We start from the raw sequence: 13,862 nt of genomic DNA, 5'->3' as shown, positions 1-13,862 counted from the left end.
AAAGCTACACTTTTTTTGATAAAAAACATGGCTTATACGCCAATTAATTTCAATATTTCAATTCTCCACAGGAGAATTAATAAGCACTAAAGCAACATGCCATTAGCGCGATTGAGCGACTCTACAGACATCCCTTCCAGAACAATCCCGCCTCTTTCCGCTATAGACTTATTTATTGATTTTCTTTAACTACCCTAAGAAAAAAAAGAACGTCCTCTCAGGCGTCACTAGCATATAGGTCCTATTAATAGCACCCTCTTTTAATCATTCTTTTTATTGCCTCGTGCAAAATAATATACAGGCAATCCAATCAATACCAATATAAAACCTGGCCAGGTATACTGTGGTTTATAGATAATGAGTAGTACACAAAATACGGTACCAATCAGGAGATAGATAATCGGTGTAAAGGGGAATAAAAATGTCTTATACGAACGTTCGATTTCAGGCTTTCGAACACGTTGAATAATAACTCCTAATACTGTAATCATATAGAATATCACAATAACGAAAGAGATCATATCCAACAGATTACCATATTGACCGCTTAAACAAAGTAAGGAAGCCCATATTCCCTGCAACCATAGCGATCGAGCTGGCACATCAAATTTGTTGTTGGGAATAGCCTGTTTTAGGAATAAGCCATCTTTGGCCATCGTCTGAAAAACCCGCGCTCCTGACAGCGCAAGACCATTGACACAGCCAAACGTTGATATCATCACCAAGATGGCCATTGCAATCGTACCGGTATGCCCCAGCATCTTTTCAGCTGCTGCAATAGCCACGCGGTCATTCGTCGCAAAAGCGATCTCTTCGCGGCTCAATGCAGAAAGATAAATGTAATTACAACAGATATACAAAATCATAACAAGACTGGTTCCAATGACAAGCGCACGAACCACATTGCGCTGCGGATTCACAATCTCGCCAGATACAAAAGTGACGTTCTCCCAGGCAACACTACTAAATACTGAACCGACCATAGCTGCGGCCAAGGCCCCCATTAAAGCACCGCCGGAAATCCCCGTCCAGCCCTCACCTTTCAAATTTTGAAAAGCATCCCAGCTATAAGCCATATTTTCCGAAAAATGATTCTCCTTAATGAGAAACAAGCCTCCTATGATCAATAAAACCAATGCAATAATCTTTGCTGATGTAAAGAAAGACTGTACCGACTTACCACTTTTTATTCCGCGGGTATTGATATACGTCAACAAGAGAATCACGCCCATAGCCAACACCTGTATCCAGGTAATCTTAAACTCTCCACGTTGAAATATTGGTGCAGCATCATTCAATTGGGGGATTAAGTAAGCCGTAAACTTCCCAAAGGCAACGGCAACCGCTGCGATTGTGCCAGTCTGTATAACAGTAAATAAACTCCAACCATATAAAAAACCTATCGGTTTCCCGAAAACTTCCGTGAGATATGTGTACTGTCCACCTGCTTTGGGATACATCGAAGAGAGCTCACCATAGCAAATCGCGGCCGCCACCGTAGCAACCGCCGTCAACAACCATACGATTGCCAACCAGTATCCTGAGCCCAGTTGCCGCATCATATCACTCGACACAATAAAGATCCCACTTCCGATCATCGAGCCCATGACCAGCATAATCGCATCCCACAATTTCAGTTGACGTTTCATCATAATATCAGGTTGGTTTTATGCCGTTAAGCTAAGAAAAAATAATCAAAAAAAGAGCTGTCCTTTTTATATGCTTTTCAAAATTAAATTTTGAGCAACATACAAAAAGGACAGCTCCTTATATAAATAGGGTTTGAACGATTATTCTACACCATATTGTTGTTTATACGATTTCTCCAGCTCCGTCACTTGTTGTAGCAGCTGCTTCTCCGAAGTCGATGCCAGAATGCTCTTATATGCACCCAAAGCACGCAGTGCTGTTCCGATATTTGAATATTCCAGTTCCGCTTTCGTTTGTGCAATATCCTGATACCAACGCATATTTTGTGTCATAAATTTCAGATTGCGATTGACAATCTCATTTGCACGTTTATTTTCACCGGTTTCATACAGGACGTTAATGATTGGAATATAGCCCAAAATATCACGCATCAAGTACACACGTTTTGGCATTTTCTCATATGTCTCAACAGCTATTTTACGCGCTTCATCTTTATGGCCTTCCATCATTAACTGTGTTGCCGTTCCACCCATCACTGTATTGGTGATCATGGTGATCATTCGATAGGATTCAGGGTCTAAATAAGAGGCATTCGCCATGTTACCCCATTGATATTTCGTAGTAATATCTTTAAATGCAGATTGTGTATCCACCAAGGTTCCCTCTGCTCCTGCAGGAGTTGCAATAGGCATCAAACGTAAGGCAAAACCTTCTTGTACCAAATATTTATCCAATCCAAGATAGTTGTCATTTGGAACAGTCGCAGCAAAATAAATCGGACGTTTCCAGTTATTGTTCAACAAAACGTTTAGGATTGACAATTCCGCTCTGGACACATAATTTCTGTTGTAAGTCCAGCTCATCGTATCCACAATAGATTCCTGCCATGCTTTTGGAACCACATTATTTTGCAACACAGCCTCTTTGTTTATGGGAAGGCTAAAGTTTTTGGTTGGCAAAAAGTTCTCAAATTTACCACCACGCAATTCTAATTTATTTTTCTGATCATCAGACAACAAGATCTGCATCACTAGATCAAGATCTACATGGCCTGGTACTTTCATATCTTGATAATATAGTACCTCACGAACACCTTTTTTGAACTTTTCGTTATCAATATTGATCGGTAAGCCATCTGCCTGATTTACCTTTTGTTTCATCTGACGCATATACCAATCAGAACTCAAAAGACTCAAGTTCACCACCCGTACATCTGGACGATAATTTTCAACTTCCTGTACGTACCACAGCGGATAAGTATCGTTATCACCATAGGTAAACAAGATCGCATTGGGTGCACATGAAGCCAAGTAGTTTTTCGCCAAATCACGTGCTGTTGTTTTCTCTGAACGATCATGATCATCCCAGTTTTGAAAACCCAGTAACACCGGAGCACCTAATAAACAAGCACCTGTGGCTATACCTGCTGCCATCTTACCATCAACTTTTTTGCTTAAATAATCCGCAATAGCGAATACTCCCAAACCGATCCATATTGCAAAGGCGTAGAATGAACCTGCATAGGCATAATCACGTTCACGTGGTTGAAGTGGACTTTGATTCAAGTACAATACAATCGCTAGACCGGTAAAGAAGAATAATAAGCCCACGATTCCGGCATCACGTTGTCTTTTACCAAAATGCCAGAATGCACCGATCAAACCAATGATCAAAGGCAAGAAATAGTATTTATTATTTGAAGGATCAGTTTTCAATGAGTCAGGAATAGCATTCTGTCCACCCACATGCATCTGGTCAACAGGTTTAGCCCCTGAGATCCAGTTCCCCTCTGTGAAGGAGCCCTGTCCTTGTTGGTCATTTTGACGACCGGCAAAGTTCCAAAGAAAATAACGACCGTACATGTGTCCGATCTGATAGCTAAAGAAGAACTTTAAGTTATCCCCAAATGTAGGAGACTGACCCTCTGGGATCTTTAGATAATCACGATAATAATCAATATGACCTTGGTCTCTTGAACTATAAACACGAGGGAAGAACATCGTCTTATCATATTTATAATCCATACCGTTCTCTACTTTCGTGTATTTATCCTTGTCTTTTCTATAGGTATAAGTCGGTGTAGCATCCACTACCTGTGCATCAAATGTAGGTCCGTTTAAAAGCGGTTCACTCGCATATTGTTCACGGCCCAAATAACTCACGAAAGAAAAAGCATTATCCGGATCACTATTATTTAAGGTAGGATTTGCTTTGGCACGTACCATGATCATTGCAAAGGAACTATAACCGAAGACAATAAATGCTGTACTGATCAAGATCAGGTTCAACATCGGTTTTACTTTTTTGATCGAGTACCAAACAGCATAAACAAAAAGAGCAATTACCAATATAAAAAACAGATTAAATCCGGATCCGAAACCCATGCCTAGACTATTTACAAAGAATAGGTCAAAATATGCGGCAGCTTTAACCGTATATTGGATGATACCCCATAAAATTAGGGCCAGCACAACCACACCGATCAAGAATGCTTTGGTTGCCCCTGAAGAAGTTACTGTTTTTGAGCGTTTAAAATAAATTACCAAAGCTATAGCAGGGATCACAAGTAAGTTCAATAAGTGAACCCCAATTGATAGTCCCATCACATAGGCTATAAAGATCAACCAACGGTCAGAACCAGCCTCATCTGCATGGTTTTCCCATTTTAATATCCCCCAAAATACAACAGCTGTACAAAGCGAAGACATCGCATATACCTCAGATTCAACCGCGGAAAACCAAAATGTATCCGTGAATGCATAAGCCAATGCACCGACAGCACCTGAACCGAATATTTTGATCAAGTCAGCTGAAGTATAGGACTCGCCGACTCCTTTTGCAACGACCTTCTTTGCTAGCGCTGTGATCGTCCAGAACAAAAACAAAATAGTCAGACCACTACATACAGCAGACCCCACATTCATCCAAAAAGCGATCCGTGTTACATCACCTCCAGCAAGATTCGAGAAGATGTTTTGAATCATTAAGAATAAAGGTGCCCCTGGCTGGTGCACAATTTGAAGTTTAAAGGCTGAGGCGATAAACTCACCGCAGTCCCACCAACTCGTCGATCGTTCGGCAGTCATGACATATGCTACTGTTGCAATGAGCGCACATATCCATCCTAAAAGATTGTTGATTTTAGTATAGTTCATAAAATGATAACTGTAAAAAGTATTATAATACGGCTCGAAAATAAGGATAAGTTAATAAGAAATGAACTTTATTCTGATTTTTTAACACATATTGATTGAAAAAATTTCATTATGCGATGCAATATTGGCTGTAAAGAAAGCATGGCAATAGGTATCCATGAGTATGATCAGACCAATAGCTGTACAAAAAAGCCGCAAGCATGAAGTAAATTTTAGGGCAAAACAAAAATTATTTATTTGAAAATCAAGCCCAATGCACTTTACAGTACATTTTTATTTGCAGAAATAAGAATAGTCCGTATATTTGCATCATCAAATGTGAACGACATCATCACGATAACGAACACTTTGAATTGTTTGTCCGATAGTATAAGGGTAGTACAACAGTTTTTGGTTCTGTTTGTCTTGGTTCGAATCCAGGTCGGACAACAAACAATAGAAAAGGCTTGCAATCGCAAGCCTTTTCTGCGTTATATGCAAGGCTTATTTTTTATAAAAGGTTTAGATTTTTTTTAAATTTGAATTTTGATTTTTAAAACAAATCTCTATCTTTGCGTCGTCAAAAAGAAAAAGACGGAAACGTTGATTTCTGAAAGACATTGTCCGATAGTATAAGGGTAGTACAACAGTTTTTGGTTCTGTTTGTCTTGGTTCGAATCCAGGTCGGACAACTTTTAAAGTTAAGAGTATATGGATTGTGCAAACAATCCATTTTTTTTAATGTTTAACTTTAAAAAATATTAGGGAATAAAAATATTGAATAAACGACAATACAATAACCCAACATAAATATACAAAACCATGCCTTTGCAATTCAACACGGTTAAATTATTTGCAGGTTCTGGCACTACAGAACTAGCCGAAAAAATCGCACAATCTTACGGGAAACCTCTAGGAGACAAAACATTATCGCGTTTTAGCGACGGTGAGATTCAACCATTCTACAATGAATCTGTTCGTGGAGCCGATGTATTTATCATCCAATCTACCAACCAACCTACCGACAATCTTTTTGAATTATTGTTGATGACTGATGCTGCAAAGAGAGCCTCAGCGCACTACATCACTGCAGTTGTCCCTTATTTCGGTTTCGCAAGACAAGATCGAAAAGACAAACCAAGAGTTGCTATTGGCGCGAAAATGATTGCCAATCTTTTGACTGCAGCCGGAATTCACCGTATCATGACGATGGATTTACACGCTGCACAGATCCAAGGATTTTTCGATATCCCTGTTGATCACCTAGATGGCTCCATTATTTTTGTTCCTTACATCAAATCCTTAAAACTTCCAAACTTGACAATTGCTTCACCTGATATGGGTGGATCGTACAGAGCGCGTACTTTTGCTAAATTCTTCAATGCAGAAGTTATCATCTGTGACAAACGTCGTAAACGTGCAAATGAAATCGAGTCGATGTCTATCATTGGGGATGTAACGGGTCAAGATGTTGTATTGATCGACGATATCTGCGATACTGCAGGTACACTTTCGAAAGCAGCTGCTTTGATCATGGAGAATGGTGCAAGATCTGTAAGAGCGGTTTGTACGCATGCGGTGTTATCAGGCAAAGCCTATGAAACAATTGAAAATTCAGTATTGTCAGAAATGATCGTGACAGACACCATTCAATTGGATCCGGAAAAAGCAAAACAATCAACAAAAATAAAAGTGTTGTCTACAGCTGATTTGTTCGCAAAAGCAATCACTAGCGTCAACCAACATACATCTATCTCAGATTTATTTGACGTTGAATAGTCTTTTTTAGTATAGCGTATTGAGATATTAGTATTTAGACTCTGATATGGTAAGCCTACGGCTGAAATACTGGAGTCTTTTTTAGTATAGCGTATTGAGATATGAGTATTTAGACTCTAGTATAGTAAGCCTACGGCTGAAATACTGGAGTCTTTTTTAGTATAGCGTATTGAGATATGAGTATTTAGACTCTAGTATGGTAAGCCTACGGCTAGACAGCTTGTTTTTTTATTCTTGTCCCGCACAATAGCTATCCCTCCTCAAAATAAATATAAGAACTGTTCATCGCGTTATCCCCAGATTTCTTTCAAGTCAGCAACTTACAAAATAGCATGAGGGATCTTAGTCCCTCAATATCAGCAGCTATTTTTTTGATAATACCAAAAATTAAACTATCTTTGCACCTCAAAATTTATAAAAAATTAAAAGATGAAATCAATTGCTATTAGCGGTTCTGTAAGACAGAACGTAGGGAAAAGAGATGCGAAAGAGTTACGTTACCAAGGTTTAGTACCAGCAGTACTTTACGGAGGTAAAGAACAAACTGCTCTTGCTGTATCCGCAGCTGATTTGAAACCAGTTCTTTACACTGCTGACGTTGTAATCGTAGAATTAAACGTTGACGGTCAAACAAAAAGAGCTATCGTTCAAGACGCACAATTCCACCCATTAACTGATGTAGTTACTCACGTTGACTTTTTAGAATTATTTGATGATAAAGAAGTATCATTAAATATTCCTATCAAATTAACAGGAACATCTCCAGGTGTTAAAATGGGGGGTAAATTAGTTCAAAAATTACGTAATTTACGCGTAAAAGCAGTACCTGCTAACTTACCACAAGAAATTGAAGTACCAATGGAATCATTAGAAGTTGGTAAATCATACCGTGTGGCTCAAGTTCAATTGGAAAATGCAAAAGTATTGAACAACTCTGACGATACAATCGTTTCAGTTATCATGTCTCGTGCATTGCGTCAAGCTGAACAAGAAGCAGCGAAAGCAGCTAAAGGTGGTAAAAAATAATCTGAACAAGATTTTCTATACTACAGAAAGCACCGAAATTCGGTGCTTTTTTGTTTATTAAATTTTTATTTTTGCAACATGAATTATCTTATCGTTGGATTGGGCAATATCGGCAGTGAATACGCCGACACACGACATAACATTGGCTTTATGGTTGCAGACGAATTGGTCAAACAGGCCGGTGCAAGCTTTTCTTTATTGAAATTGGCATACTACAGTGAATTTAAACAGAGAGGGCACAATGTAACCGTCATCAAACCGACAACCTACATGAACCTCAGTGGCAAAGCGGTCAATTATTATATGCAGCAATGTAAAGTGCCTATTCAAAATGTATTGGTGATTGTTGATGACCTCGCGATTCCATTTGGTTCTCTACGCATGAAGCCTAAAGGCAGCAGCGCTGGCCACAATGGGCTTAAATCCATCGAACAGCTTTGTGGTGGACAGGTATACCCGCGTCTACGCTTTGGCATCGGAGATAATTACCCCAAAGGTAGACAGGTTGACTATGTCCTTGGCCCTTTTGACAAAGAAGAACAAGCTGAACTACCTGCTTTAATCGATCATTCTGTCAAAATGATCCAAAGTTTTGTCAATATCGGCATCGAGCTGACCATGACAAATCTGAATACAAAATAAAAGGGACTAAGGTCCCTTTTATTTTATTACACCAAAATATTACGCTTATTAGCCCTTCCCCTTCGCAGCTTCAGCACGTTTTCTTTCGGCATCAAGCTCAGTCTTGATTACGCTATTAATCTTTCCTTCCAAACTTTCGGCCTTATCATCTGTTTCTTTTAATTGAGCCGCTTTCTTCGTGGTGATGATAATTACACCATTTCCTCCCGCTGCTCCATACAAAGCTGTTGCACTTTGATTTTTAAGCACCTCCACAGACGCAATATCCGAAGCTTTCAAATCATTTATATCTATCGAGTGGATCTGACCATCCACAACAAATAATGGCGTTCCCGATGATCCACGAATTCGAATTCCATTTTTACCTCCTACAGGGGCAAAATTCAGCCCGTCCGCCATTCCTTTTGCATCAAATGTAGTCGATTTGCTTTGACTCCCATCTGTTTTGGATTTCCCTTCGAAAGTTATGGTTTTAGCCTCCTGTCTATCATCATTTTTTTTGTAATAAAGAACCGGGAGAGTCTCGTCTACTTTATTTTCAGATTTGAGTCCCTTAGCAGCTTTGCTGATTTTATCCGGATTTTCCCTTGCCCAACTTTTTGTGGTAATTAATACAACACCATACTCAGCCTCCTGACCATATTTTTCAACCGCAGAGGCCCCCTTCAACACTGTTATATTCTCTATATCGTCCGATTTGAGATCGCTTAGTAGCTCCTGATCTGCCTTTTTGCCATCAATAAAATACACCGCATCGCTTGGCTTATTATTTCTAAACTTAATCCCAATCGTCTTACCTCTCAGTTCAGTCACTTTTTTACCAATATTCGCCCCTTCCTTTAATTTCAGCTCAATCACGCCATCTTTCCCAGCATCCCCATATTTATTCACAGCAGCTGGCCCTTCCAACACCGTCATTGACGCAATTGAGTTTGGGTCAAAATCATTTACATTAAAGCCTGGATTTTGAAGAACACCATCGACAAAATACCGCATTTTTGTCTGCGCGATATCTTGTTTTTGTTGCTTCTCAACTGAATTGGCTAAAATTGCGCCTCTAGAGATATCGATCGCTAGTTTGGTTTTATATTTAATTAGGGCATTATCATTAGAAAACCAATATTTTGATAGTTTTCTTTCAGGATAAGCCAAAAAGTCCGCTTTAGAAACGAGCTTATTGTCAATAAAGTACTTTAGATCTTTAGAAAAATCGATATCCGATCTGCTGATTTTTTTAAAATCGCTGGCTTGGTTAGCTTTTACGCTATGAAGGGTATCAATCTTAATCTCATTCGATCCAAAAGCTTCTTTCAATAACTTTCCCGCTTCGCCAACCATCTTCACTGACAAAGTGGAATCCCGCTGTTGATCGTCCAATTTAAGAAGCGTAGTTTCATTAGCCTTCTCAACAACTCCCTCTATGCTACCCTCCGCTTTGCTTACGGTAAATGCTGCACCCGTCAGTAAGAATACTGGCAAAAGGAAGGCATATTTACTCAGTTCTATGTTGGATGACCTTTTCTTATTCATCATCATAATGCGACGTTTTAATAGTTTAAAATTAAATTGATTGCTCAACCCTATTGAAGTGCCCTTTTTGGACACATTCAACAGGCTATACTGGTACGTCTGTTTGTCAATTCCTTTATTGAGCACCTGTTGATCAGTCAGAAACTCCAAATTTTGGCGAATGGCCCTGCGCATGAACCAGACGAAAGGATTGTACCAACAACACACCAATATCATTTCAAACAATAAAATATCCAAGCTGTGAAGGCCTTTCACATGAATATCCTCATGCTTAAAAATATCTTTCAGTTCAGCATCCATATGCTGCCCTTTATTGACATAAATCTTATTTAAAAACGAAAATGGAACAATAGGAATAAACACATTCCGAAAAAAATATGTTTTCCATTGATCCGCAGTGGAATGAAAATGAATCCTCAATAGGCTCAATAACTGAAATAGGAACTTCAACAATAACAACACTGCCCCCAAAATAAACACCATCTCCACCAATCCCGCCAATGTAAGCTTTTCTTGAACCTCCGGATCCTCAATATAAAATGAAATCTGCTCACCGACCAACCCCATGTCTAACCCGCGCTGTACAAACAATGATTTTAAATCCAAAAAAGGGTAAATAAAAGCAAATAATCCGCCTATTAAAAAATAGCCTCTATTTAATGAATAGAATGTCAAACCCTTCAATAGCCCTACATACCCCATGTAGATTATGCTCAACAACAGATTGACTTGTATGATATAGGTCAGTAGATTTTCCATCGTATTAAGATTTGTTGTTTTTGATCATATCCATGATCTCCTTAAGTTCGCCCTCAGTCAGCTTTTCCTCTTTCACGAAAAAAGAAACCATCTCTTTGTAAGAATTCTTGAAATAATCACCCACAAAAGAATTCATAAACTTGGCTTTATAATCCTGCTCACTGACCATAGGCTCATAACGTTTTGCATTAGCATAACGCACAGCTTTCACAAAGTCCTTACGCTCCAAATTCTTTACTGTCGAGGCCAGTGTCGTATAAGGCATTTTCTCCCCCTTGACATTATCTAAGATCTCTTTAATAAAACCTCCATTTAGGCTCCAGATAGATTGCATTGCCTGCTCTTCTTGTGCTGTTAACTTTTCCATGTCTTAATCTTTCTTTACTATTCTTTCACTAATCTACGAATAATTCGTAAATACCAAAAATATATTTTTATTTATCATGTAACCCATCTAAGCGGATCATAGGCCAAATATTCTTTGTAACATTACAATCGCTATCATTTCTCGACGTATTTAAAATCAGTCCCATCGAATATAAGTTGACTGGCCGAAAATTTGCTATTCCTTATTTTTTATTTATAACTTTCATCTGTAGATCATATTCTTCCAATACACAAATTCCATCTTGGTAGAAATGAAATTTTAAACAGCGGTAATTCAAAACAAATACAACAAGATAAATGGCCAAAAGCATCAAAGCGATCAAATGTCCTCATTGTGGCAGCATAAAAGTCAGCACAATACGCCCCGACTATTACAAATGTGACAGTTGTGGAACGGAGTTTTTCTTAGATAGCGATGATATCAATATCAATCACAATTACAACTATCCGCGCAATAACCCGGATCAGTATAAACCAATACGTATCGTATTATTTGCTGTTGTAGGCTTTATTGCCCTCATGTTTTTAATCGGAGCCTTAAGTGCCATTTTTTCTAAAAAACCTGAACCGAATTATTCGACCTATAGTTCGTCCAACACTGCCGACAAAAAAGAAGAAGCCATTACTCTGGAATGGAATTATGCCTCAAACGAATTATTTTTAGATAAAAACAATATTCCCCATATTGTCTTGGTGGGCAATGTCCGGAATTCAAAAGCAAGATTTGACGAAGGCAAAGACAATAAAGTCTATATCGGATTATTTGACCCTAAAACGGGTAAAAAGGAATGGATAAAACAATTGATGGATACTCCCGTCGAATTATCGAGTAGCGACGTTAAATTACAGGTCTTTGAAGACCAAAACCTGTACATCATCATCAAATCCAAGTATATCTATCAATTGGACAGAAATAACCTAACCTACAAAAGTGTTCTTGAAAATTATGTCAAAGATGCACCGTCACTCAGCACGGGCATTGCCAAAGTTGAATTTAAATACGAAGATTATGGATCTTCCTATCAAATTATAAACAATGAAGGGCAAAATCTTGCCTATTACCCTTTAATCAATAAATCTATACCGGATAAGCAACTTTACGATGAAAGAAGGAAGAAACTTCCCAATCCGACAACAAAAACTGAGTTCACTTTTTCAAGTAAATCCAGTTATTACCCCCAGGAAAAAATTCAGTTAATCCAATACAGTTACCAATATCAATATGGATTTCCCAAAGATAGTCCGCGCTTTTCCTGGGATAAAGATTATGGCGGATCAGGCATTTTTACCGACCGCGATCCTTACAAAAAGGTACTGATCAATCCTTGGCAATTTAAAGGAGCCCGTCTGATTAGCTTTAAAGATTTCACACCGGGAAGGCTCTATTTTCAGCCTGTCGTGCTTGCTCAGAATGACAAAACACTTTTGATTGCATACAAACCAACACCTGCGGAAGATGATCCTTTACAAATACAACTATTGGATATTTCTACTGGTGCTATACAGAAAACAATCAGCACAGAACTTAAATCCATTTATGGAAATGGCTCCCTGCTCAAAGATGGTTTTATTGTCAAAGGTTCAAGCGACTATTACTATTTTGATAATAGCGGAAAACAAATTAATAAATTCGAAGGGTATAATCCCAAATTCGACTCATTAAATTAAATATTATGGGACTATTCAATCTTTTTAACAACCAACTATCAGAGGTCATTGAGTGGAAAAATCAAGACCCCCGTGTATTATGGTATAAATTTCCTTCTGAAAGAAATGAAATTAAAAATTCCAGTAAACTTATTCTTGCCCCAGGGCAGGGCTGTATCCTTGTTTATGAGGGAAAAGGTGAAAGCCTACTCACAGAGGCAGGTACCTATAATTTAAAAACGGATAATCACCCTTTCTTTACAACCCTGGCAAGGTTGAGACAAAATTTTGAGTCTGAACACAAGCTGTATATTTACTTCTTTCGTACTGCAGCTATTGTCAATCAGTCTTGGGGAACAGGAAATCCAATAAAATACATTGACCCACAATATAATCTTCCGGTGGAAATAGGCTTGAATGGTACTTTTTCTTACATCATTAAAGAACCCGTACATTTCTATAAAAACATCGTTGCCAATCAAAACACAGTCAGCACAGCGGCGATTCAGGATGTTATCAACAATCGGATTCCGCAACAGATTGTCGCGCAGATTGCCCAGAAGAAATTGGGTTATAATGAAATTGATAGCCAACTCCCTGTTCTGTCTAATGACATAAAAGTGGCTGTCGAACAGGATTTTAAAGATCTCGGATTAGAAATTACAGATTTCAAAATATTAGGAACCCAGTTTGATGCGAACACACAACGTAGAATTGGTGAAATTGCTGATTTGACGACGCAAAATCAGGCCGCACAGCAGGCAGGTTTGAGCTATGTGGAATTGGAAAAATTACGTGCGCTCCGAGATGCCGCCAAAAATGAAGGTGGCCTGGCCGGCATTGGTGCACAACTGGGTGTTGGCATGGAGCTGGGCAAGCAATTTGATCTTCAAAAAGAAGAGATCAAAGGCAATATACAAGAAGAAGGTGATTTTGTCGAAAAACTGCAAAAACTACAATTACTGTTACGTGAAAACATCATTACACAGGACGAATTCGACACACTCAAAAAACAGATTCTTAACAAAATATAACCCATCATGAAATACATCTTTGGTATATTATTCACCTTGGTTATCCTATTTGTGGCCACCTATTTTCTATTAGGCCTCTGGGGTATCCATTTCCTGGATGCTGAAAATTTCAGCAAGATCCTATGGACAACAGGTATACTTACCCTTACATCTATTATTTTGGTATGCTTCGTTATTTTACCTTTTTTTGGTTCGGGCAAAAACGGCAAATATGAGGATAAAGGCAAAGTCGCCCAGCGAAAAATAGATTAACGTTTTAGGTATAATAAGATAG

Annotated in this window: 10 protein-coding genes; 6 read left to right on the top strand and 4 right to left on the bottom strand. The window is 38.6% G+C overall.

Features of this window, described 5'->3' with window-relative positions; genetic code table 11:
- Window positions 1-260: 260 nt before the first annotated feature.
- Both LC454_RS10405 and LC454_RS10400 read right to left on the bottom strand, forming a co-directional pair.
- A complete protein-coding gene (locus LC454_RS10405) occupies window positions 261-1,652 on the bottom strand; it encodes an APC family permease (protein WP_223582096.1) in 1,392 nt (463 codons plus the stop codon).
- 138 nt (window positions 1,653-1,790) lie between these two features.
- On the bottom strand, window positions 1,791-4,805 hold the full coding sequence (locus LC454_RS10400; RefSeq protein ID WP_223582094.1) for a DUF2723 domain-containing protein: 3,015 nt from the start codon (window positions 4,803-4,805) through the stop codon (window positions 1,791-1,793).
- Between the two features lie 801 nt (window positions 4,806-5,606).
- On the opposite strand from LC454_RS10400, the gene LC454_RS10395 reads away from it, so the two are divergent.
- From LC454_RS10395 to pth, 3 genes are all read left to right on the top strand, one after another.
- On the top strand, window positions 5,607-6,563 hold the full coding sequence (locus LC454_RS10395; RefSeq protein ID WP_104383969.1) for a ribose-phosphate pyrophosphokinase: 957 nt from the start codon (window positions 5,607-5,609) through the stop codon (window positions 6,561-6,563).
- A 429-nt stretch (window positions 6,564-6,992) separates the two neighbouring features.
- Window positions 6,993-7,589, top strand: coding sequence for a 50S ribosomal protein L25 (locus LC454_RS10390; protein WP_223582092.1), 597 nt, complete (start codon window positions 6,993-6,995; stop codon window positions 7,587-7,589).
- A 78-nt stretch (window positions 7,590-7,667) separates the two neighbouring features.
- Window positions 7,668-8,231 carry an aminoacyl-tRNA hydrolase gene (gene pth / locus LC454_RS10385; RefSeq protein ID WP_075994222.1) on the top strand — a complete coding sequence of 188 codons (564 nt, stop codon included), beginning with the start codon at window positions 7,668-7,670 and terminating at the stop codon, window positions 8,229-8,231.
- Window positions 8,232-8,279: 48 nt separating this feature from the next.
- On the opposite strand, the gene LC454_RS10380 is transcribed toward pth, so the two are convergent.
- Both LC454_RS10380 and LC454_RS10375 read right to left on the bottom strand, forming a co-directional pair.
- A complete protein-coding gene (locus LC454_RS10380) occupies window positions 8,280-10,520 on the bottom strand; it encodes a TonB-dependent receptor plug domain-containing protein (protein WP_223582090.1) in 2,241 nt (746 codons plus the stop codon).
- Window positions 10,521-10,524: 4 nt separating this feature from the next.
- A complete protein-coding gene (locus tag LC454_RS10375; protein ID WP_120260072.1) occupies window positions 10,525-10,887 on the bottom strand; it encodes a BlaI/MecI/CopY family transcriptional regulator in 363 nt (120 codons plus the stop codon).
- Between the two features lie 317 nt (window positions 10,888-11,204).
- Between LC454_RS10375 and LC454_RS10370 the strand changes: the two genes are divergently transcribed.
- Genes LC454_RS10370 through LC454_RS10360 form a run of 3 tightly spaced genes read left to right on the top strand, consistent with a single transcriptional unit; the run spans window position 11,205 to window position 13,840 of the window.
- Window positions 11,205-12,575: a transposase gene (locus LC454_RS10370; protein WP_223582088.1), complete on the top strand. Its 1,371-nt coding sequence runs from the start codon at window positions 11,205-11,207 to the stop codon at window positions 12,573-12,575.
- A 5-nt stretch (window positions 12,576-12,580) separates the two neighbouring features.
- On the top strand, window positions 12,581-13,588 hold the full coding sequence (locus tag LC454_RS10365; RefSeq protein ID WP_223582086.1) for an SPFH domain-containing protein: 1,008 nt from the start codon (window positions 12,581-12,583) through the stop codon (window positions 13,586-13,588).
- A 6-nt stretch (window positions 13,589-13,594) separates the two neighbouring features.
- Window positions 13,595-13,840: a hypothetical protein gene (locus LC454_RS10360; RefSeq protein WP_104383962.1), complete on the top strand. Its 246-nt coding sequence runs from the start codon at window positions 13,595-13,597 to the stop codon at window positions 13,838-13,840.
- Window positions 13,841-13,862: the final 22 nt, after the last annotated feature.

The organism is Sphingobacterium sp. GVS05A (assembly GCF_019969845.1).
Classification (GTDB): Bacteria; Bacteroidota; Bacteroidia; order Sphingobacteriales; family Sphingobacteriaceae; genus Sphingobacterium.
Note: the sequence above shows the minus strand (reverse complement) of the source record. Positions and strands in the feature narration are given on the sequence as shown.